The 21,744-nt window shown below is 70.8% G+C and carries 20 protein-coding genes; 11 read left to right on the top strand and 9 right to left on the bottom strand.

Translation table 11 applies throughout. The features are described from left to right. Window positions 1-84: 84 nt before the first annotated feature. Window positions 85-2,514, bottom strand: coding sequence for a glycoside hydrolase family 3 N-terminal domain-containing protein (locus tag ACFP1K_RS13330; RefSeq protein ID WP_380751488.1), 2,430 nt, complete (start codon window positions 2,512-2,514; stop codon window positions 85-87). 387 nt (window positions 2,515-2,901) lie between these two features. On the opposite strand from ACFP1K_RS13330, the gene ACFP1K_RS13325 reads away from it, so the two are divergent. From ACFP1K_RS13325 to ACFP1K_RS13310, 4 genes are read left to right on the top strand one after another with little or no spacing between them, the layout of a single operon-like run. Continuing rightward, window positions 2,902-4,206, top strand: a complete 1,305-nt coding sequence (locus ACFP1K_RS13325) for an extracellular solute-binding protein (RefSeq protein ID WP_380751485.1) — start codon at window positions 2,902-2,904, stop codon at window positions 4,204-4,206. Continuing rightward, entirely contained in the window at window positions 4,203-5,138 is a 936-nt protein-coding gene (locus tag ACFP1K_RS13320) for a carbohydrate ABC transporter permease (protein ID WP_380751482.1), read from the top strand. Before ACFP1K_RS13325 ends, ACFP1K_RS13320 begins: the two co-directional genes overlap by 4 nt. Window positions 5,139-5,142: 4 nt before the next feature. Continuing rightward, complete coding sequence (locus ACFP1K_RS13315) at window positions 5,143-6,033, top strand: carbohydrate ABC transporter permease (RefSeq protein WP_380751479.1); 891 nt, start codon at window positions 5,143-5,145, stop codon at window positions 6,031-6,033. 49 nt (window positions 6,034-6,082) lie between these two features. Continuing rightward, on the top strand, window positions 6,083-6,811 hold the full coding sequence (locus ACFP1K_RS13310; RefSeq protein WP_380751476.1) for a phytanoyl-CoA dioxygenase family protein: 729 nt from the start codon (window positions 6,083-6,085) through the stop codon (window positions 6,809-6,811). 40 nt (window positions 6,812-6,851) lie between these two features. Here the strand turns inward: ACFP1K_RS13310 and ACFP1K_RS13305 are convergent, their stop codons facing one another. After that, entirely contained in the window at window positions 6,852-7,559 is a 708-nt protein-coding gene (locus ACFP1K_RS13305) for an HAD family hydrolase (RefSeq protein WP_380751473.1), read from the bottom strand. Window positions 7,560-7,866: 307 nt separating this feature from the next. Between ACFP1K_RS13305 and ACFP1K_RS13300 the strand changes: the two genes are divergently transcribed. The 4 genes from ACFP1K_RS13300 to ACFP1K_RS13285 all read left to right on the top strand — a co-directional run bounded on the left by ACFP1K_RS13300 (window position 7,867) and on the right by ACFP1K_RS13285 (window position 14,477). Then, window positions 7,867-8,229: a CU044_2847 family protein gene (locus tag ACFP1K_RS13300; RefSeq protein WP_380751470.1), complete on the top strand. Its 363-nt coding sequence runs from the start codon at window positions 7,867-7,869 to the stop codon at window positions 8,227-8,229. A gap of 61 nt (window positions 8,230-8,290) precedes the next feature. After that, entirely contained in the window at window positions 8,291-11,905 is a 3,615-nt protein-coding gene (locus ACFP1K_RS13295; protein WP_380751467.1) for a trypsin-like peptidase domain-containing protein, read from the top strand. 28 nt (window positions 11,906-11,933) lie between these two features. Beyond that, entirely contained in the window at window positions 11,934-13,595 is a 1,662-nt protein-coding gene (locus ACFP1K_RS13290) for a hypothetical protein (RefSeq protein WP_380751464.1), read from the top strand. Window positions 13,596-13,658: 63 nt separating this feature from the next. Further along, window positions 13,659-14,477: a sulfotransferase gene (locus tag ACFP1K_RS13285; RefSeq protein ID WP_380751461.1), complete on the top strand. Its 819-nt coding sequence runs from the start codon at window positions 13,659-13,661 to the stop codon at window positions 14,475-14,477. 12 nt (window positions 14,478-14,489) lie between these two features. Here ACFP1K_RS13285 and ACFP1K_RS13280 read toward each other — a convergent pair whose 3' ends face one another. Together ACFP1K_RS13280 and ACFP1K_RS13275 are read right to left on the bottom strand one after the other, a co-directional pair. Further along, window positions 14,490-16,031 (bottom strand): WD40 repeat domain-containing protein, encoded by a 1,542-nt coding sequence (locus ACFP1K_RS13280; RefSeq protein WP_380751458.1) that lies wholly within the window; start codon window positions 16,029-16,031, stop codon window positions 14,490-14,492. Window positions 16,032-16,350: 319 nt separating this feature from the next. Further along, window positions 16,351-17,304, bottom strand: coding sequence for a helix-turn-helix transcriptional regulator (locus ACFP1K_RS13275; protein WP_380751455.1), 954 nt, complete (start codon window positions 17,302-17,304; stop codon window positions 16,351-16,353). A 62-nt stretch (window positions 17,305-17,366) separates the two neighbouring features. Between ACFP1K_RS13275 and ACFP1K_RS13270 the strand changes: the two genes are divergently transcribed. Both ACFP1K_RS13270 and ACFP1K_RS13265 read left to right on the top strand, forming a co-directional pair. After that, on the top strand, window positions 17,367-17,939 hold the full coding sequence (locus ACFP1K_RS13270; RefSeq protein ID WP_380751452.1) for a DinB family protein: 573 nt from the start codon (window positions 17,367-17,369) through the stop codon (window positions 17,937-17,939). 1 nt (window position 17,940) lies between these two features. After that, entirely contained in the window at window positions 17,941-18,378 is a 438-nt protein-coding gene (locus ACFP1K_RS13265; protein WP_380751449.1) for a VOC family protein, read from the top strand. Here ACFP1K_RS13265 and ACFP1K_RS13260 read toward each other — a convergent pair. The 5 genes from ACFP1K_RS13260 to ACFP1K_RS13240 all read right to left on the bottom strand — a co-directional run bounded on the left by ACFP1K_RS13260 (window position 18,276) and on the right by ACFP1K_RS13240 (window position 20,785). Continuing rightward, window positions 18,276-18,923 carry a hypothetical protein gene (locus tag ACFP1K_RS13260; RefSeq protein ID WP_380751446.1) on the bottom strand — a complete coding sequence of 216 codons (648 nt, stop codon included), beginning with the start codon at window positions 18,921-18,923 and terminating at the stop codon, window positions 18,276-18,278. The genes ACFP1K_RS13265 and ACFP1K_RS13260 overlap by 103 nt on opposite strands. Continuing rightward, window positions 18,872-19,084, bottom strand: coding sequence for a hypothetical protein (locus ACFP1K_RS13255; RefSeq protein ID WP_380751443.1), 213 nt, complete (start codon window positions 19,082-19,084; stop codon window positions 18,872-18,874). Before ACFP1K_RS13255 ends, ACFP1K_RS13260 begins: the two co-directional genes overlap by 52 nt. After that, on the bottom strand, window positions 19,069-19,434 hold the full coding sequence (locus ACFP1K_RS13250) for a hypothetical protein (protein ID WP_380751440.1): 366 nt from the start codon (window positions 19,432-19,434) through the stop codon (window positions 19,069-19,071). The genes ACFP1K_RS13255 and ACFP1K_RS13250 overlap by 16 nt, the downstream gene beginning before the upstream one ends. A gap of 372 nt (window positions 19,435-19,806) precedes the next feature. Further along, window positions 19,807-19,983, bottom strand: a complete 177-nt coding sequence (locus ACFP1K_RS13245; RefSeq protein ID WP_380751437.1) for a hypothetical protein — start codon at window positions 19,981-19,983, stop codon at window positions 19,807-19,809. A 106-nt stretch (window positions 19,984-20,089) separates the two neighbouring features. Further along, entirely contained in the window at window positions 20,090-20,785 is a 696-nt protein-coding gene (locus ACFP1K_RS13240; RefSeq protein ID WP_380751434.1) for a TetR/AcrR family transcriptional regulator, read from the bottom strand. An 88-nt stretch (window positions 20,786-20,873) separates the two neighbouring features. Here ACFP1K_RS13240 and ACFP1K_RS13235 point away from each other — a divergent pair, with 88 nt between their 5' ends. Beyond that, the gene (locus ACFP1K_RS13235) at window positions 20,874-21,737 is read left to right on the top strand and encodes an SDR family oxidoreductase (protein ID WP_380751431.1); all 864 of its coding nucleotides are present in this window, start codon (window positions 20,874-20,876) and stop codon (window positions 21,735-21,737) included. Window positions 21,738-21,744: the final 7 nt, after the last annotated feature.

Raw genomic sequence — 21,744 nt, 5'->3', positions numbered from 1 at the left:
AAAGAGCCCACAGAGCGCACAGTGCCCATAACACGCAAAAAGCCCGGCCGCCGATAACGGCGGCCGGGCTTTTTCACGGGCAATTCACCCGGCGGCGCTCACCTCCACGGGAGTGCTGAGCCGACGGTCGTGTCCCGCCTCGCGCAGCGGGCCGGTCAGCCGTACGGTGCCGCGGCAGGGCAGATCGGTCGCCGAGGTGCCGACGAGCACCTCGACGTCCCCGGGCTCGACGACGCGCCGCAGGTCCCGGCCGGCGAAGGCCGTGCGGTCGGTGTGCACCTGGAAGCGCACGTCCTTGCCCTCCCCCGGCTCCAGGTGGACCCGGGCGAAGCCGGTGAGCTGCCGCACCGGCCGGGTGACCTGGGCGAGCACGTCGTGCAGGTACAGCTGGACGACCTCGTCCCCGGCGCGGGCGCCGGTGTTGCGCACCGTGACCGTCACGGTGAACTCGCCGTCGGTCGGGACTTCGGTGTCGCTGATCCGCAGATCGCCGACCTCGAAGGTGGTGTAGGAGGTGCCGTAGCCGAACGGGAACAGCGGGGTCGGGTCGAGGTTGCTGATGCCGTGGCTGTTGGCCCCGAGCGGCGGCTGAAGGTAGGTGCCCGGCTGGCCGCCCGGCCCGCGCGGAATCTGCACGGGCAGCCTGCCCCCGGGCTGCACCCGCCCGGACAGCACGCCCGCCACCGCCGACGCGCCCTCCTGGCCCGGCATGAACGCCTGGACGAGCCCGGCGGCCGAGGCGTGCGCCTCGCCGAGCGCGTACGGGCGGCCGGAGACGACCACCACGACGACCGGAGTGCCGGTGGCCGCGAGCTCGGCCAGCAGCTCCGCCTGTACCCCCGGCAGGCGAAGATCGTCGGCGTCGCAGCCCTCACCCGAGGTGCCGTGGCCGAACAGCCCCGCGAGGTCGCCCACGACGGCCACGCACAGGTCGGCCGCGCGGGCGGCGTCCGCGGCGGCAGCGAAGCCCGAGCGGTCGTGCTCGCGGACGTCGCAGCCCTTCGCGTAGGTGATCTCGGAGTCGGGCAGCTCCGCCCGCAGCGCGGCGAGCACGCTGGGCGCGTCCACGCCGAGCCCGAGGTCGGGGTAGCGGGGCAGCACGTGGTTGGGGAAGGCGTAGCACCCCATCAGGGTGCGCGGGTCGTCGGCGACCGGCCCGACGACGGCGACGCGGCGCGGCGCCTCCCGGCCCTCCCCGAGCAGCGGCAGCGCGGTGCCCGCGTCGAGCAGGATGACCGAGCGCTCGGCCATCTCGCGGGCCAGGGCGCGGTTGGACGGCGAGTTCAGGTCCGTGCCGCCGGCCTCGGCCACCGAGCCCTCGGGCGTCCAGTCCGGGTCGAGCAGGCCGAGCTCCACCTTCTGGGCGAGCAGGCGGCGCGCCGCGCGGTCCACCAGGGACTCGGGCACCTCCCCCGCGCGCACCCGCTCGACCAGGTGCGGGCCGAAGCCGAGGGTGTCGGGCAGCTCGACGTCGACCCCCGCGGCGAGCGCCTGGACGCCGGCGTCGTCGGTGTCCCGGGCGACCCCGTGCATCGTCGCGAGGAACGGGACGGCCCAGTAGTCGGACACGACGGTCCCGGTGAAGCCCCACTCGCCGCGCAGCACCTCGGTCAGCAGCCAGGAGTCGGCCACGGCCGGGACGCCGTCCACGTCGGAGTAGGAGTTCATCACCGAGCGGGTGCCGCCCAGCACGACGGCCGTCTCGAACGGCGGCAGGATCATGTCGATCAGCTCGCGGCGGCCCATCGGGACGGGGCCGTGGTTGCGGGCCGCGCGGGAGGCGGAGTACCCGGCGAAGTGCTTGAGGGTCGCGACGACCCCGGCGCTCTCCAGGCCGTGCACGTACGCCGAGCCGAGCATGGAGACGAGATAGGGATCCTCGCCCATGGTCTCCTCGACCCGGCCCCAGCGGTAGTCGCGCACGACGTCCAGCACCGGGGACAGGCCCTGGTGCGCCCCGACGGCGCGCATGTCACGCCCGATGGCGGCGGCCATGCGCTCCACCAGCTCGGGGTCGAACGTCGCGCCCCAGGCGATGGCGGCGGGGTAGACGGTCGCGCCGTACGTGGTGAAACCGGTCAGGCACTCCTCGTGCACCAGCGCGGGGATGCCGAGCCGGGACGCCTCGACGACCTGACGCTGCAACCGCACCACCTCGGCCGCGCCCTCGGCCGCGGTCAGCGGCACGCTGCCGAAGACCCGGGTCAGGTGGCCGAGCCCGTGACGGATCGACTCCTCGAAAGGCACCGTACCCGAGGCCGCGAAGACGTCCTGCATCGGGGCGACGTTCAGCGCGCCCGGGTCCTCCTCGTCGGGGCCGGCGGGGTCTTCGACCTGGCCGGACTCGGCGGACTGCATGTCGTTGCCGACCCACCGGCTGCCGAGCTGGGCGACCTTCTCCTCAAGGGTCATCTCCTCAAGGAGTGCTTCGACCCTGTCGGCCACGGGTAGGGCCGGGTCCTGCCACGGGCGGAGGATCCCGTCCGCCGCGGGTGTCCGATCTAGAGCCGTCATCTTGCTGCACTCCTTACGTGAACGTCCCAGCCACGATTTCCGAAACATTTCGGTGCCGTTGAGCGACCCGAGCGCGACCTTCTCTCCATCACAAGAGTGTCCGGGGGTCTGTGCAAAAGTACCCCTACCTGCACATCGGGCGCGCCCGGCGCAGGAGGGCTCATAGGCCTTGACACGCCAACTGCCGAAACCTAGATTGCGTGCCGCGCGGTCATGTCGCAAATGTTTCGACAAACCAACTCAGGGAGGACCGGACAGCGGCATCGGGTACTTGGCCCTGGACCGCCGGCCACCGTGATCGAGCCGCGGCCAGCCCCCGGCATTTGGAGTACGGAGATAAGCGTGGAGCCCAGGACAACCTCTCGCCGCAACTTCCTCGCCCTATCCATGGGTGTCCCACTGGGAGCCGCGCTCGCCGCGTGCGGCACCTCCGGCCCGAGCACCGGTGGCGCCAGCAGCGGCACCGGCGGCAGCGCCGGCGCCAAGGCCACCTACTGGTACATCACGGGTCAGCCGCAGGAAGGCATCCGCGGCAACACCCTGAAGCGGTTCAACACGGCGAACCCCAACACGAAGATCGCGGCGACGACCTTCCAGAACGACGCCTACAAGACGAAGATCAAGACGGCGATCGGCGCGGGCCAGGCCCCCACCATCATCTTCGGCTGGGGCGGCGGCACGCTGCGCAGCTACGTGCAGGCCAACCAGGTCGAGGACCTCACCTCGTGGTTCGACTCGAACCCCGCGGTCAAGGACCGCCTGTTCGACTCGGCGTTCGGCGCCGCGACCATCGACGGCAAGATCTACGCCATGCCGTGCGAGGCCGTCCAGCCGATCATCTTCTACTACGACAAGCGGGCCTTCGAGAAGATCGGGGCCGAGCCGCCGCAGTCGTGGGGCGACATCATGGACCTGGTGCCCAAGTTCAACGCCAAGGGCATCGCGCCGTTCTCGCTCGGCGGTCAGTCGCGCTGGACCAACATGATGTGGCTGGAGTTCCTGTTCGACCGCATCGGCGGCCCCGAGGTGTTCCAGGCCGTGTTCGACGGCGAGAAGAACGCCTGGTCCAACCCCGCCTCCATCGACGGCCTCACCAAGGTGCAGGAGCTCGTCAAGGCCAACGGCTTCATCAAGGGCTTCTCCTCCATCACCGCCGACTCCAACGCCGACCAGGCGCTGCTGTACACCGGCAAGGCGGCCATGATGGTGCACGGCAGCTGGACCTACGGCGGCATGGCGCAGGACGGCGGCGACTTCGTCTCCGGCGGCCACCTCGGGTACATGAACTTCCCGCCGGTCGACGGCGGCAAGGGCGACCCGAGCAACACCGTCGGCAACCCCGGCCAGTACCTCTCCATCTCCTCCAAGGCCACCCCGGAGGCCAAGGAGATCGCCAAGAAGTACTTCGCCACCGCCATCCTCGACCAGGCCGAGACCAAGGAGTGGATCGACACCGGCTCGGTGCCGATCGTCAAGGGTGTCGAGAGCTCCTACGCCACCGTGAAGGACGCGGCGTGGCAGCAGTTCCTCTACGGCATCGCCAGCAACGCCAAGACGTTCGCCCAGTCGTGGGACCAGGCCCTCAGCCCGACGGCGGCCGAGGTGCTCCTCGACAACATCTCCAAGCTGTTCCAGCTGTCGATCTCTCCGCAACAGTTCGCCGACAACATGAACGCGGTCATCGGCAAGTGAGCACAACGCTCGCGCCCTCCGCCACGCGGAGGGCGCCGGCGGCCACCACGCGAGGCCGTCGCAGCGTCGGCCTCGCGTGGCTGGCCGTGCCGGCGCTCCTGTTCTTCATCGGGTTCGGCGTCATCCCGCTGTTCGGCGTACTGGCGCTCAGCTTCGCCACGTGGGACGGCATCGGCGACATCACGTTCTCCGGCTTCACCAGCTGGAGCGCCGTCCTCGCCGACCCGGGCCTCCCGCACGCCCTCTGGGTGACGTTCCTGGTGATCGCCCTGTCATGGGTGGTGCAGACTCCCGCGAGCATCCTGCTCGGCGTGTTCCTGGCCGGCGCCCAGCGCTACCGGGCCGTGCTCTCGGTGCTGTACTTCATCCCTCTGCTGCTCAGCTCGGCCGCCATCGCCATCACCTACAAGGCGCTGCTGGACCCGAACTTCGGGCTCGGCGCCGGGCTCAACATCCCGTTCCTCGTGCAGGACTGGCTGGGCGACCCCGTTCTCGCGTTCGGCGTCGTCATCTTCGTGGTGTCCTGGCAGTTCATCCCGTTCCACTCGCTCATCTACCAGGGCGGGGTCCGGCAGATCCCGCGCTCGATGTTCGAGGCCGCCGAGATGGACGGCGCGGGGCGGATACGCCGGTTCTTCAGCATCACGCTGCCGCAGCTCAAGTACACCATCATCACGTCCTCGACCCTCATGATCGCCGGATCGCTGACCTTCTTCGACCTGATCTTCGTGCTGACCGCGGGCGGCCCGGCGGACGCGACCCGGGTGCTCGCCGTGGACATGTGGAAACGGGGATGGCAGGCCAGCCTCATGGGCCCGGCCAGCGCGATCGCCCTGATCCTCGTCCTCGTCGGTCTCGCGGTGGCGCTGTTGCTGCGCCGAGTCGGCGGCGGCGCCGCCAACGCCGGCGCCAGCCAGCAGGAAGGGGTCTGACACCATGGCGACCACCACCGCGGCCCGGCCACGGCGTGCCAAGCACGCGACCTCCCGGGACAACCGCACCGTCGCGAGCCACCCCAACTGGGTCGCCGGCGTGACCGCTGTGCTCTGGCTGCTGATCGTGATCGTGCCCATCTACTGGATCGTGATCACCAGCTTCAAGACGCAGAGCAACTACTACGCGACCAACCCGCTGGCCCCGCCCGGCGAGCCGACGCTGGACAACTACCGGCTGGTCATCGAGTCGGACTTCATCCAGTACTTCATCAACAGCCTGATCGTCACCGTCGGGGCGGTGATCCCCGCGGTCGCGGTGTCCTTCATGGCGGCATACGCGATCGTGCGGAGCAGCGGCAGGAGCCGTTTCCTGCGGTCGGTGAACTCGCTGTTCCTGATGGGCCTCGCCATCCCGCTCCAGGCGACGATCATCCCGGTCTACCTGATCATCATCAAGTTGCAGCTGTACGACAGCCTGACGGGGATGATCCTGCCGTCCATCGCCTTCGCGATCCCGCTGTCGGTGCTCGTGCTGTCCAACTTCCTCAGGGACGTGCCGAAGGAGCTGTTCGAGTCGATGCGCCTCGACGGCGCGACCGAGCAGAGCATGCTGTGGCGCCTCGCGCTGCCGCTGACCCGCCCCGCCGTGATCACCGTCATCATCTACAACGCGCTGCAGATCTGGAACGGCTTCCTGCTGCCTCTGATCCTCACCCAGGACCCGAGCAAGCGCACCCTGCCGCTGGCGTTGTGGACCTTCCAGGGCCAGTACAGCATCAACGTGCCGGCCGTCCTCGCCTCCGTCGTCCTCACCACCCTGCCCATCCTCCTGCTCTACATCGTCGGCCGCCGCCAGATCCTCAGCGGGCTGACCGCCGGTTTCAGCAGATGACGGTGCGTGGGACATACCGAGGTGGACGACACCCGTGCGGGAGGCTGGCATGGTCGATTCATCCTCGGTCGCGTTCTACCAGGAGAACGGATATCTGCTGATAAAAGGCCTGCTCACCGGGCAGGAAGCCGACGCCTACCGGGCGGAGTGCCACAAGGTGCTCGCCCGGCTGGCGCCCGGTGACCCCACCTGGGGCAGCGCCCGGCGGCTGACCGCCACCCGCACCGAGCTGAGGCACTGCCACGACGCCCAGTTCCACTCGGCCGCCTTCAGCCGCCTCATGCTGGACCCGCGCTTCACCGGGGCCGCCACCGCACTGCTCGGCAGGCCCGACCTCCAGCTCCACCACACCAAGATCTTCGTGAAACCCCCGGAGAAGGGCTCCCCGTTCCCCCTCCACCAGGACGCGGCCCACTTCCCCCACACGAAGCACACCGTCACCGCCGCGATCTTCCATTTCGACGACGCCCCCGAGGAAAAAGGCTGCGTCCGCGTCATCCCCGGCAGCCACCGGCGAGGCCCTCTCCCGCACGTCGAGGAGGGCGGCTGGCACCTCCCGATCACCGAGTGGCCGCTGGACGCCGCCACCCCGGTGGAGGCCGAGGCCGGCGACGCGTTGTTCATCAATTACCTGACGGTCCACGGTTCCGGCGTGAACACCTCCGCGGAGCCCCGCACCACCTTCCTGATCCAGTTCCGCGCCCCGGACGACCACCCCGCCGACGACGTCCACCACTCACGGGGTCAGGGCATGATGCTCCACGGCACCGCCTCCTGAGCCGCCCCTTTCGCATGACGAGGGCACACCGGCAACCACCTCAGGCCGGGAGATCACCCTTCCAGCCGGAAGGCCCCTCTCCCCGGCCCAGGAGATGACGCACGACCTGCTCCGCGAGCTGGTCCGGATCCCGCACGATCCCGCTCGCCCCCGCCTCCACCAGCGCGTCCTCCGAATGGAACCCCCACGTCACCCCCAGGCTGCACACCCCCGCCGCCCGCCCGGCCAGCATGTCGTCGGGCCCGTCCCCCACGAAGACCGCGCGCCCCGGCGCCACCCCGAGCATCCGCAACGCCGCCCGCACCCCGTCGGGAGCGGGCCTGGGCCGCTGCACGTCCTCGTGCGCGATGACCGTGTCCACCACCCCCGCGAGCTCCGGAGGCAGGAGCATGCCGATCCGCCGCCGCGCCTGCGCCGTCACCACCGCGACGGACGCGTGCGCGGCCGCCAGCCCCGCGACGGCCGCCACCACCCGCGCGAACACCACCATCTCCGCCAGCGAGGCCCGCAACGCGTCGTCGAACCCACGCTCGTAGACCAGATCGGCGTCCACCACCCCGAGCCGCCTGAGCGCCTCCGGCGGCGACCCCCCGGCGCACGCCCGGCACTCGTCGGCCGAGACCCTCCGGCCCAGCGCGGCACCGGCGACGACCGCGATGGCGGCATCGGTGGCCGGGAGAGAGTTGATGATCACACCGTCGAGGTCCAAGAGAACCGCGTAATCGCGCAGATCGACGTCCGACGCCACAACTCTCCGAAGCGAGATCGATTCCCGAAGAACTCCAGTGTCATCTCCCCCACCCCCGCACGCAAGCCGCGTCGGCCCCGGTTGACCTGGACTCCGGTCCAGCCCTCACCGCAGCTCCCCGCAGACCTCAGCGAAGCCCCACCTGACCGGCCCGCAACCTGATCCCCTGAGCCGGCCGGGCCCCGTGCGACCTCAGCCGGACGAAACCGGCGGCGAACCACGTCCCGGTGCGGCCGGTGACAACCACGCCGTGATCACACACGTCTCAGAAACGGTTACGCGGTGCGGCGGCAGGAAGGGGCGAACGGTGATCGTGCAGACCATTCCCGTCCGGGTGGGCGATGTCACGCTCGACCTGGAGGTGTCGCAGAAGGCGGGTTCCGAGCCCCTGTCCCGTCTCGGCGACGCGGCGCACGCCGCCCACGACGCGTTCGTGCGCGCCCAGGACGCCATATTGGAGGTGGCGGCCTCCACCGCGGCGACGATGACGGCCGCCAGGTCGAGGGGCGCGGCACCCACCGTCATGGAGGTCGAGTTCGGGCTGAAGTTCTCGACGACGGGCAGCGTCGTCATCGCCGGAGTCTCCGGCGAAGCCACGATCACGGTCAAGATGACCTACGACAGCGCGAAATCCCCTTCGCCCGGCGCGGCCGCCCCCACGACGGCCTAGGAAGGCATAGGTGGAACCGTTCCCGTCGTCGTCACCGCCCATCCCGGGGTTTCTGGGGCGGGTGCTCAATTCCGACGGTGTCTCCGGCGGAACCTGCTTTCAGGTCGCACCGGGCATATTGGTCACCGCCTTCCATGTCCTGGCGCAGCTGGACCACGGCGAGCCAGGGAATGTGGTCGAGGTCGACACGCTCGAACCCGGGGCCCAGGCCGCCGAACTCGCACGAGTCATCGCCACCGATCCGGTCCGGGATCTCGCGGTCCTGCATCGCCTCGGCCCGCTCCCGGGCGTGGTGGAGGGTTTCGCCCTCTCCTTCGCCGAGCCGCTCGGGACCCCATGTCATGTCGTCGGCGACGTGCGGGTGCCGGACTCGGTCGACTACGGCTACCTGACCGCCACCGGCACCTGGACGGGATCCACGCGGCGTAACCACGTCTCCATGGGACAGTTCCGATCACCGGATGTCCTGCCCGGGATGAGCGGCGCACCGCTCCTGCGCAATTCCGACGGAGCCGTCATCGGGGTGGCCAGCCACCGCTACCAAAGCTCCGCCGAGTTGCGGGGCATGGCGTGGATGGCCTGCACCGAACATGTCATCGAGCTCCTGGGCCGTCTGCCCGGCGTCGCCGTGGAACCGCAGTTCGTCCTGAGGGACGGAGAGGCCACCGTCCTGCATGTCGTGACGGCGCTCAGGGCACTGCCCGGCACGGACCAGGCGGCGGGTTCGTCACCGGCCTGGGTGAAAGAGGCCGCCAGAGAGGCGGCCTCCATCCTGATCGCCCTGCACCGTGCGCGCCGGCCGGACGCGCTGATGGGCCTGATCGACCGCCTGGCCGCGGAGACCGCGCTGCCGGGCGAGCGCGGAGACGCGGGCAGGCAGGAATTCCTCGCCCGGATCCGCGTGTGCGGCCTCGACCCCCGCGCGCTTCTCCCGGGCCTGCCGTCGCACCAGGAGGCGCTGAACGAATGGACGTCCCCGCTGGGGGACCGGGGACACGAGACATGGGACGCCGCCGCCATGATCGCGGATTTCACCGGTGTCCTGCTGCGCCACCTCGACGGCACGCTGTTCGCGCGCACCTCCCGCATGTGCCGGGAGCGGCTGAAAGGAGCGCTGACAGCGGACGGCTCGCTGGCCACGTCGCGCTTCCTGCTGGAACTCGCCGCACATCTCCCACGACGCCCGGGACCCCCCGAAATCTACCGGCCGCCTGTACGCGCCCGGCGGTCTCTCGGGCAGGGCGAGGAGGACACCGGTCGCCGTGAGGCCCCGAGTCCGTACCAGCAAGTGATCAGTTCGACCGCGCGGCGAATGTGTGTGGTTCCGCCCGCCGATCCTCCCTTCACCGGCCGCGACGGTCTCGTCTCCGAGGTCGCCGGCGCGATACGCGAGGCGATGACCGCCAGAGGCAGCGTCATCGCGTTCCTGTCGGGACAACCCCGGGTGGGAACCAGCGAAGTGGCGCGTGAGGTGACCAGAAGCCTCACCGCGTCGTTCCCCGGCGGCGCCTACTACGTCGACCTGCACGGCCTCAGCCCCGAGCCGAAGCGCCGCACGCCACGCACGGTCGTCCGTATTCTCACCGAGGCACTGGGCCTCGACGTCGGCGGCGACGCGCTCGACGAGGCCGAGGCGCTCGACCGCTTCTTCGACCAGCTCGCCGGACGCGGCGTTCTGCTGCTGCTCGACAACGCGCGGAACGCCGAGCACGTCGCGCTCCTGGCCCGGCGCGCGCCTTCCTGCGCGCTCGTCATCACGTGCCGTGACGGTTTCCAGAACTATTCCGACCCAGGACTCGCCTTCCGGGTGCCGCAACTGGAACGCCCCTTCTCCATCGAACTCCTGACGGCGCACTGCCGCCAGGAGCCGCCCGGCAACGCGGACCTCGACGCGATCGCGGCGCTGTGCGGCGACGTCCCGCTCGCGCTGCGGATGATCGGCGCGCGCCTGGCCACCCCGGACGTGACCCCGCGCGAAATGCGGAAGGCGCTGGAACGCGAAACCAAGCGGCTGGCCTTCATGGAGCCGAAGGGTGCCACCCGTCTGGATCTCATGGACCCCGGCGAACTAGGCATCAGGGCCGCGATCAGGCTGAGCTACGACCTGCTGGAAGAAAGAGCCCGTCGCTCGCTGCGGCTGATCCCGGCCTTCCCCGGGGAGGTGGTCGACGCCGATTCACTCGGGCACTGCACCGAGTACGACCTGTTCGAGCAGGAACTCATCCTCCTCCGGCTCGCCGACCACAATCTGGCGGCACACCGCCACGACAGATCGCCGGCCGGCTTCAGCCTGCTGGAACTGATCCGGGTGTTCGCGGCGGAGCGGCTGGCGGAGGAGGAGGACCGGGACCAGCTGAAGGGATTCCGGTCACGGGCACTCCGGTATCTGCTCGACCGTCTGATCGAGATCAATGACCAGTCGGTGGAGGCCGAGGTGAGCGGAGAGCTCGACCCGGCCGTCTTCCACGAGGCCGAGCGGCTCGCCGAGGAACTGGACCAGCTCGACGTCGCCACCGCGTTCGCGACGAACCTCTGGACGCTGTACTCCTCCCGCCGCGAGCTGGACGGCATCGTCGCCGTCAACGCCGTCCGGGTCGACCTGTACCTCCGGCGCGGCGATCCGGCGGGCGCCGCGCGAGCCGCTCTCGGCAACGCCGCCGGCCTGCGTCACCTCAAGGCCTGGCAGCACGCGGAGACAGCCTGCTATGAGACCCTTCGGATCGCCCACGAACACGACCTGCCCACGTTCCGCGCCAAGGCGCTGTTCGAGCTGAACGTGCTCCGAGGTCGGCTCGAACGCTGGGAGGAGAGCCTGGATCCCGGCGACCGGGCCGCCGACCTCTTCCTTGACCTCGGCAGGGACGGAGACGCCGCGTCGGCGCTGCTCAACAACGCCCGGTTCGCCGCGCGAATGGGCGATCACGGCAAGTCGGCGGAATGGGCCGAGCGGGCCGCGAAGGTGGCCGATCGGATCGGTGACCGCGACAAACGTGCCCACGCGGCGTTCCAGATGAGCGCGGCGTACTCCCAGCTGGAGGACTTCGGCAACGCCTCGCGGGCAAGCCTCCTGGCCGAACGGCTGAGCGAGGAACTGCGGTACTGGTGGAACGCGTCCATAGGCGCCCAAGACGCGGCGAACGTCGCCTTGGCGCAGGGCGACACCGGCACCGCGGAGGCCGCGCTGACCCGCGCGGCCGCCCACCTCGAACACGGGCCGGAACTGCTCGCCCGCCGGGTCCAGGTCCTCATCGAGCTCAGCGCCGTGCAGGTCCAGCGCGACGAACTCACCCACGCGGCCGAGACCCTGACGCGAGCCGTGAACGACGGCGACGACACCGTCCCCCCTCTCCTTCGATGGGAGGCGGCGGTCCGGGCCACGATCCTGCACGCCTACCTGCGCGAAGATCCACCGATCACGGCAACCTCACACGACGCCGGCCAGGACTCCGATCCCTTCTTGGCGGAAATGCTCGACGAGCTGGAAAGCTGGCGATCGGGCGAATCGACCGACACGCACGCATGGAGCCGCTTCGCCGAACTTCTGACCGCACACGCGCGCCACCACGCCAAAAACCCGGATTTCTGGTTCTACACGGAACTCGGCGAAGACCCCGAGCCCCGTGGCAGGCAACTCGATCTGCGAAGCCCTCACCCCGGCCCAATAGATGCGGGGTAGGGACGGCGCATCGGCGGAGGAGGATTCTGTGCTCGATCGGCTGTCCAGTGGAGTGCGGCGGATGCTCCGGGCGGCGGTGCCGGACGCGGTCCGCAGTGGGGTGAGTGTGGCGCGTGGGGCCGCGGCTCTGCGGCAGGCGCAGGCCGTCAAGGATCCCGCCAAGCTCGATCACGCCGTCGAGTTGCTGCGCCGGGGAATCCGGGAGCTGCCCGACGACCACCCGGCGCAGACGATCTACCAATCCGAGCTCGGTGCCGCGCTGCTCACCCGGTACGAGCGCTCCGGCCGTGACGACGATCTCGACGAGGCCGTAGCCGCGCTCCGGCTGGCCGCCTCCACCACCCGCCACGCCGAACGGCTGGAGTACGCGGCGAACCTCGGCACGGCCCTGCGTACCCGGTTCGAGCGGCTCGGGCGGATGGCGGACCTCGACGAGGCGATCACGGTCATGCGCGCGACGCTGGACGCCGTGCCGAGGGAGTACCGCCACCGGGCGGCGATGTCGACGAATCTCGGCAACGCCCTGCTGGACAGGTTCGAGCGTCTCGGGCAGCCGCCCGACCTCGACGCCGCGATCGAGGCCGGCCGGGAGGCCGTCGACCTCACCCCGGACCGGGCTCCGGAAATGCCGCGCCACCTGTCCAACGCGGCGAACATCCACACGACCCGGTTTCAGCGGTTCGGCGCCGCCGCCGACCTGGACGAGGCCGTCCGGCTGCTGCGGACGGCCGTCGACGCCACGCCGCTCAGCCATCCCTCCCGGGCCGTGTACATGGCCAATCTGGCGACGGCGCTGAGCATCCGGTCGTCGGAACGCGCGGACCAGGCCGACCTCGCCGACGCGGTCGCGGCGAACCGGGGGGCGGTCGAGGCGGCCCCCGCCGATCACCCCGACCGCCCGGGGATGCTCGCCGCGTTGTCGAGGTCGCTGATCCTCCAGTACGAACACACCGGGGCGGCGCCGGACCTGGAGGAGGCGGTGAGCGCGGCGCGGGCCGCGGCGGACGCGTCGCCGGCCGCTCACCCGGCCCGCGCGCGCGTCCTGACGGCACTCTCCGCCGCGCTCTGGCTCCGTTTCACTCGATCCGGAGCCCAGGACGACCTGGAGGGCGCCCTCACGGCCTCCCGGGAGTCGGTCGACACCACCCCCGACGATCATCAGGCGCTGGCCCCCCGGCTGTTCCAGCTGGGACTGTCGCTGAACACGCGGTTCGACCACACAGGCGAACGCCCGGACGCCGACCAGGCGATCGCGGCCTGGCGCCGCGCCGCGTCGGCGCCCGCGGCGGCGGCGGAGTCCCGCCTCCAGGCCGCACGCGCGGCGGGCGGGCTGACCGCCCAGCTGGGCGACGGCTGGCCGGACGCGGCCGGCGCGTACCGCGAGGCCGTCGCCCTGTTACCCCTCCTGGCGTGGCAGGGCCTCCACCGTCCCGACCAGGAACGCCGCCTGGCCCGCCACGACGATCTGGTGTCCGACGCCGCCGCCTGCGCCCTCGCCGCGGACACGCCGGCGCTCGCCGTGGAGATGCTGGAACAGGGCAGAGCCGTCCTGTGGTCCCGGCAGCTGGAGATCCGCTCGGACCTGACCCTGCTGAGCGAGGCCGCCCCCGCCCTGGCCGCCCGCCTCGCCCAGGTCCGCGGCCTGATCGACACTCCGCCGACCAGACTCCGTCCCCCAGGTCGCGGCTGATCGAAGGACCACCTCGCCCCGCGGACGATGTTCCCCCGCGTCCGCCGCATGTAGAGAGGGGAGATGACGACACCGCACACGCCGTTGCTCATCCTCGCCGCCGGCCAGCGCTGCGGGAGCACGCTCCTGCAACGGCTGCTGACCTCCCACCCGGGCGTCCTCATCTGGGGCGAGAGCGGCGGCCGGCTCGGCCGCATCCTGGAAGCCGCGGAAGGCCTGCTGTACTGGTCGCAGGAGTACGGTGGCGAAGCCCGCACAGAGTTCTCCCAGCACGCCCACCAGGGCTGGATGGCCAACCTCACCCCCGACCGCGACCTGATCCTGCACGCCCTCCACCGCTTCATCGACACCCTGTACATCACCCCCGCCACCGACCTCGGCCGCCCCGTCTGGGGCTTAAAGGAGGTGCGCTACACCCTGGCCGACGCCCGCCGCCTGCAGTCCCTCTACCCTGGCCTGGCCGTCATCCTGCTGATCCGCGACCCCCGGGCCATCCTGAGAAGCCTGGACGAATGGGAACGAAACACCGGCGGCCGCTGGACACGCGAGCTGACCGAGGACGCCATCCACAACTGGCAACGCGTCGCGGAAGACTTCCTGGCCCCACCCGACCCCGACCTCCCGGTCCTCCGCCTCCGCTACGAGGACCTCCTCGCCGACCCCACCGGCACCAGCGACACCATCGCCAAACACACCGGCCTGAACAGCGAGTCCTTCGACCCCGACGTCCTCACCACCCGCGTCTACGCGGGCGAGGACTACGCCCGCCTCCCCCGCGACCTCCGCGACTGGCCCACCCTGCCCGCGTCCTTACGCCGGTTGCTCGACCCCCTGCGGATCAGGTCGCTCATCCACGCGTGCGGCTACCCGGCCCCGGAATAGCGGTCACGCCGCTCACCTCGGAGTCGGCTCCGCGGGCGGCACCAGGCTCCACACGCGTGCCGTGTGGTCGCGGCTGCCGGAGACCACGATGGGCGCGCCGTCCAGCGTGCCCGGCGCGAGCGATCCCACGCTGTCGGTGTGACCGACGAAGGGACCGCCGATCTGTGTGGCGGTGTAGGGGTCGAAGACGCGGACGACCATGTCCCCGCCCGCGGAGACGATCAGCGGACGGCCCTCGATCTCGACCACCGCCACGACGTCGACGTTCGAGCGGTGGCCGGTGAAGGGCCGGCCGAGTTCGGTGCGCGTGCGCAGATCCCAGACCCGTACCGTGTGGTCGCTCCACCCCGCTGACACCGCGACGGGACGGCCGTCCACCTGCCCGACCGCGACGCACACCAGCACGCCGTCTCCCGTCGGGATCGGGTCGCCGATCTGCGTGTGCGTGCGGGGATCCCACACCCGGACGGTGCCGTCCCAGGCACCCGAGACGATGACCGGACGGCCGTCGACCTGGGTGAGCAGCGCCGATTCGACACGGTCGGTATGACCGGTGAAGGGGGTCCCCACCTGGCTGCCGGTCCGCAGGTCCCACAGGCGGATCGTCCGGTCGCCGCTGGCGGAGATCACGACGGGACGGCCGTCCAGCGTCGCCACCTGGACCGAGTAGACCCAGTCCGAATGCCCCAGCAGGGGCCGTCCGACGCGGCTTCCGGTACGCAGGTCCCACACGCGGATCGTCGTGTCCACACCGCCGGAGACCACGACGGGGCGGCCGTCCATCTGCCCCACCGCCAAGGCCAGGGCTCCGCTGCCGTTGCCGGACAGGGGCCGGCCGATCTGCCGGCGGGTGCGCAGATCCCAGACCCGGACCATCGCGTCCCCGCCGCCGGAGACGGCGACGGGACGGCCGTCGATCTCGCCGAGCGCCACCGACTCCACCTCGCCGGCGTGACCGAGGAACGGCTCCCCGATGGCCGTACCGAACGCCGGCGGACGCGTCGCGGGGGCCGGCGCCTGCGTGCTCTGTATCCAGGCGAACACCGCCATGAGACCCGCGATGGTGCCCGCGACGACGGCGACCACCGTCGGCAGGCGCCGCCGCACCCCGGTGGATGACGCTCCCGCGCTCTTGATGTACACGACACCGGTCAGCACCACGGCCAGGACCGCCGCCGCGACGCCGAACACGATGTTGGTCGCCTCGGTGACCAGGTTGGTCACCACGCCGGACGCGACGGTGAGGACCGGTATGACCAGCCACGGCGGGACCGGGCGACGGGCGACGGGAGCCGGCTGCGTCTGCGGCTGGAGACGGGTGAAGGTGACGACCTCGTCCGGGAGGTTCACCGCGTCCACCCGCCAGCCCGCCGCGAGCCAGGCACCGGCCTGGCGGTTGTGGCGGTGGTTGGCCCACCAGGTGCGGTGGACGTAGGCGCTGTTGGGCAGGCCGGACACGGCTTCAGCGATGGCGGTGAAGCTCAGGCGTATGGTGCTCTGGCTGACGGGAACAGCCGCCAGGAGTTCCGTGATCGGCTGATATTTGGTGCGCATGAACCCGCGCCATTCTTCGCCGGCGAGGCGGCGTGCGGCGCTTCAGCCTCGCCGGCCCTGGACCTTGGAGAACGTTCAGTTCTCGACGATGATCGTCCCTTCGGTCGCCGAGGCGGGCGACGCGAAGAATACGGACAGGGAGAAGAGAGTGGCAATGGTGATTGCCAGCGCGACGATGGCCTTTCTCATGGCATATGAGGCTAACAGTCGAAAGTACGGCCCGTCTGTAGCGTCATCATCGAGATAAAGGCCGGACATTTTCCGGGCATGTCCTAAATGAGCTATACGGCGAACCATTCACCCGGCGTTCCAAGTAAGGTCAGCCGGTCATCGCCGCGAGGCGGCGCGCGAGCCGGGCGATGGCCTCGCGCAGCTCCGGAGGATCCAGCACCTCCAGCTCGAAGTTCAGCCGGGCCACGTGGACGGCGAGCCAGTCCAGGTTCTCGCCGCCGACGTTGAGCACGCACCAGCCGTCGTGGTCGTCCTCGACGCGGCCCACCTGGGGCGGCACCAGTTCTCGTATCCGGTCGGGGTGGGCGTGCACCCGGATCCTGGCGAGATACCGGTACGGGGCCTCGGTCACGGAACGCTGGACGTAGGCGACCGGGTCCGGATGTTCCCTCGGCCGGAAGCGCCAGGTCGTGGCCGTCGCCTCGCGCATCCGGTCCAGGCGGAAGGTGCGCCAGTCGTCGCGGCCGGTGTCCCAGGCCATCAGGTACCAGCGGCGGGCGGTGGCGACCATCCGCACCGGCTCCACCGTGCGTTCGCGCTCCTCGCCGTCGCGGGCGGCGTAGCGGAACCGCACGCGCACGGCGTCGCGGCAGGCCCGTGCGAGCGTCACCAGCAGCTCCGGGTCGATCTCGATGCCGGGGCCGACCAGGGTCTCGGTGGCGCCGTGCACGGCCCGCACCTCGGCGCGCAGCCGGGGAGGCATCACCTGGTCGAGCTTCGCCAGCGCGCGCAGCGCCGCCTCCCCCGCCCCGGCGACCGTGCCGCCCGCCGCCAGCCGCAGGGACACCGCGGTCGCGATCGCCTCCTCGTCGTCGAGGAGCAGCGGGGGCAGCCGGGTGCCCGCGCCGAGGTGGTAGCCGCCGCCGACGCCCGCGGTCGCGTGCACGGGGTAGCCGAGCGCGCGCAGCCGCTCCACGTCGCGGCGCACCGAACGGTCGGTGACCCCCAGTTCGGCGGCGAGCTCGGCGGCGGTCCAGGACGGCCGGCGCTGCAGCAGCGCCAGCAGCCGCAGCACCCGCTCGGTCGTCGCCTCGACGGTCACGGGCTCATCGTTCCACAGATCTAGGAACGTATCTGTCCGCTATAGGCGCCAAGATGAAGACCATGAACGACCAGAACTGGAACTCTCTGCTCCGGGATCAGATCGCCTGGCACTGGACCAATCAATTGCGCGATCGCCTCGACGGGCTCACCGACGACGAGTACTTCTGGGAGCCGGCGCCCGGCAGCTGGAACGTGCGCCCGCGCGGCACCGGCACCGCGCAGGTGCAGGCCGGAGCCGGCGCGATGACCATCGACTTCGCGATGCCGATGCCCGAGCCGCCGCCGTTCACGACGATCGCCTGGCGACTCGGCCACGTGATCGTCGGCGTCCTCGCGATGCGCAACGCCGCCCACTTCGACCGCAAGCCCACCGACTACCAGTCGTTCGAGTACGCTCCGACCGCGACCGCGGCGCTGGCCCAGCTCGACGCCGAGTACGCCACGTGGATGGCCGGAGTCGAGTCCCTCGGCGACACCGGCTTGGCCCGTCCGTGTGGGGAGGCGGAGGGACCGTACGCCGACCATCCCCTGGCGGCACTGGTGCTCCACATCAACCGCGAACTCATCCACCACCTGGCCGAGGTATGCCTGCTCCGCGACCTCCACCTGCACACCCGACGGAAGGCGAGCTGACATGACCCGCGAGATCCAGATGACCTTCGACTGCGCCGACCCCGCCAGGCTCTCGGCCTTCTGGGCCGAGGCCCTCGGCTACCGGCTGCAGGACCCGCCCGGCGGCTTCGAGTCCTGGGACCAGGCCCTGGAGGCGTTCGGCATCCCCCCCGAGAACCGCAACGACGCCTCGGCGGTGATCGACCCCGAGGGCTCCGGCCCGCGGCTGTTCTTCCAGCGGGTCCCCGAGCCCAAGCAGACCAAGAACCGCCTGCACCTCGACGTGCGTGCCGCCCCCGGCCTCAGCGGCGACGAACGGATGGAAGCCCTGGAGAAAGAAGCCGCCCGGCTCATCTCCTACGGCGCCACCCGCCTCCAGCGGCACGAGCCCGCTCCCCCGCTCGAGGCCGGGCACATCATCATGGCCGATCCGGAAGGCAACGAGTTCTGCCTCGACTGATGAAGTACGCACCTGGCAACGTGCCGCAGAGCCGGGTGACCGACTCCCTGCCGGACGGGGTGGGCGGGTCCCGATCCAGGGCGTGGTAGGCGGCGGCCCGCAGCCGACCGAAGCGGGGCCAGCCCGGCCACCATCGCCTCCACCGAGGGGGCGTCCAGTGCCGCCAGCAGCGGCCAGGTGGCCGTGGCGAATCCGTCCCGGGCGTAACCCGCCGCCCAGGTGTCACCGTCCGGCAGACCGCCGAGCGTACGGACCAGTTCGTGCGCGCGCAGTGCGGTGACCAGTTCCCAGAGCACGAGGTCGTCCACGGCCTCGGCGTAGTCCAGGAGCCGTTCGGGGGCCGGCAGCAGAGCGGTGATCGGGCCGGGATCGCCCCTGCTGCCGCCGACGGCCAGTAGTTCCAGGATCTCGTCGATCATGGCGGGTGGGCCGGCGCAGACCTCCTTGCCCGTCTGGCCGACCAGCATGGCGCTGTTCTCCGCGACCTCGGCCATCACGCGCGGGGCGACGCGGATCCGGTCGTACGGACGGCCCAGCGCCACCACGCGTGCGCCACCCCGGCGGGCACCACCAGGTAGCGCAGCGGGGACGGCCGGAACTCATGGGTGATCTCCCTGTGCAGCGTGGGCGAGCCTTCCCGGCAGTCGATGAACCGGATCACCGCCCGCTGATCGGCCGGTCCCACGAAGGTCAGCCGGTCCCCCACTGCTGGTGGATGCCGTACGCGTCCGTGGAGTACGGAGCCGTGCCGTGATCGATCACCTGCAACGGCGCCGGGTCGGTGAGTGCGGCGTAGCCGACCGTGTCACCCGACCACACCACCAGATGGCGCCGCCAGCCCAGCCCGTCGATGCCGTCGATCGGTTCCCAGTCGGGGCCCTGCTGCACCGCGGTGAGCTGCTTCCTGAACATGAGGGTGGAGGCGATCCCGTCGGCGAACACCACGTCCTGGGTGGTCGGGTACTCGTGATCCACCAGGCCCAGGGTCTCGCTCTGCATCGCGCTCAGCAGCTCGTGGAACCGTTCCGAGGCCGGGTACGGATTGGGCCGCGCCACCGGGAGCTCCTCGTCCCGCGCGGTATCCGTGCGCGACCTGTCCAGGGGGCCCGAGAAACGTCAGACGGTCTTCGAGACCCAGGTGGAATCCGTACTGGCCGTGCGCGAAGGGCCGGTCGCCGTGGAAGACGATGTGCACCAGGTGCGTGGTCGGAAAAGGCACGACGGACGACCCGCCGCCATTATCGATCGATTGGGTTGGCGACCATTCCAATCCGGCGATACCAGTCGACGACATCATCGGCCCCTCATGAATTCTTCGTTTGTCTGCCCGAACGATTTCGCCTCTGCCCGGCCCGAGGGGTCTTTTCCACTCGGAACCGGGCAGACGTCTCCCGCCGGTTCGCCCCGGCGTTCTCCCGACGCGGCCGTCTACCGCCCGACCACGGAGCGCGGCAGCCCGAGCGCCCGATCCCCCGGCGCCGCCGAGGTGTCGACGCGAGCGACCAGACGGATCGCCGCCGACTCGAACTCGTTGAGATCCGGAGTGGCCGCCCTGTCGTAAAGCGACCCGAAGAACTCCTTGGCCTGTTCCTTTCTGAGGGGCATTCTCTACTTCCCTTCGGAGAGCCACGCCATCGCGCCTACGGACCCCGAGCCCGGATTTATGAAGTGGAATGTGCTGTAAATATGGCTAAATGCGGAAAGATAGCCGTCACCGGTCCAGCCACTCGGACAGCAGGGCGCGCTCGCCGCCGGTGAGCATCGGCAGCGCCGGGACGAGGGCCCGGAACGTGACGGCGGCCGCGATCACGTCGTCCGCGGGAAGGGCCGGCGTTTCGGTGAGGATCGATCGCGCGACCGCCTCGTACATCGCGTCCGCGAGGCCCGGGTCCCGGTGTTCCGGCGGGGTGGCGAGCAAGGCGAGGACGGCGCCGGTGCCGGCGGCGTGGATGAGTTCGACGGCGCGTCTTTCCGGGACACGGAGCCGGCCGGCCGCCGCGACGCGGTGCACCCGGGCGCGCAGGACCTCCTGGCCGGCGGCCGCCGCCGGTGAACGAGCGCCGCGGGCGGGGTCGGCGAGGAGGCCGAACAGCGCCGCGTTGGCGAGACCGAAGCCGATGTGCGTGTCCCACCCCGCCCGGAGATCCGCGACCGGGTCGCCGGCGTCCCCGGTGAGTGCCTTCCCGGCGACGTAGGTGGCGAATACGTGTTCGGCGACGGCGTCGAGCAGCGCGTCCTTGTCCTCGAAGAACCGGTAGATGGTCGGCGCCTGCATGCCGGCCGCCTGCGCGACCGCGCGGGTGGTGACCGCGCTCGCGCCCTGCTCACGCAGGAGCTGCGCCGCGCACTCCACGATCTTCGCGCGCGTCTTGTGCCTGCCGTCGCCGTCCGGCCTAGCGTCTGCCATGTTTCCAACGATAACGCATCTGTGCTATCTCTGTTGCTAACGCTGATAGCGTCCAATAGGTTCCATCGTTAGCAAAGAGAGGGCGAACATGATCATCATCACCGGCGGCACCGGCCTGCTCGGCTCCCAGATCGTCGACCGGCTGCTCGACCGGGTCCCCGCGGACCAGGTCGGCGTCAGCGTCCGCGACACGGCCCGCGCCGCGAACCTGGCCGCACGCGGCGTACGCGTGCGGCGCGGCGACTTCACCGACCCCGGCTCCCTCGCCGGCGCGTTCGAGGGCGCATCGCAGGTGCTCATCGTCTCGACCGACCGGACGGGCGAGGAGGCGGTCGCCCAGCACGTCGCGGCCATCGACGCCGCTCGCGACGCCGGCGCTAAGCGCATCCTCTACACCAGCCACCAGGCCGCCGCCGAGGATTCGGTCTTCGCGCCGATGCCCGACCACGCCGCCACCGAGCACTACCTGTCGAAGACCGGCACACCCTTCACCGCCCTGCGCAACGGGTTCTACGCCGGCACCGTCCGGCACCTGCTCGGCCGCGCCCTCGAAACCGGCGAGCTCGTCGCGCCGGCCGACGGCCCCGTCTCCTGGACCACACACGCCGACCTGGCCGAGGCCGCTGCGACGATCCTCGCCGACGAGGGCCGCTTCGACGGCCCGACCCCGCCGCTGACCGCACCGGACGCGCTCGACCTGGCGGACATCGCCGCCATCGTCACCGAACTCACCGGCCGCCCCATCCGCCGCGTCGTGGCCGACGACGCGGCGTGGACGCCCACCATGATCGGGCACGGCGTACCCGCGGACCAGGCGAACATGCTGCTCGGCATGTTCCACGCGTCCCGCCGCGGAGAGTTCTCCACCACCGGCCCCGACCTCGAAACCCTCCTCCGGCACCCGGCCACCCCGATCCGTTCGATCCTGGAGGAACTCACCGTCCGGCCCTGACGCACCG

The sequence above is a fragment of the Sphaerisporangium aureirubrum genome (assembly GCF_042658925.1).
Classification (GTDB): Bacteria; Actinomycetota; Actinomycetes; order Streptosporangiales; family Streptosporangiaceae; genus Sphaerisporangium; species Sphaerisporangium aureirubrum.
Note: the sequence above shows the minus strand (reverse complement) of the source record. Positions and strands in the feature narration are given on the sequence as shown.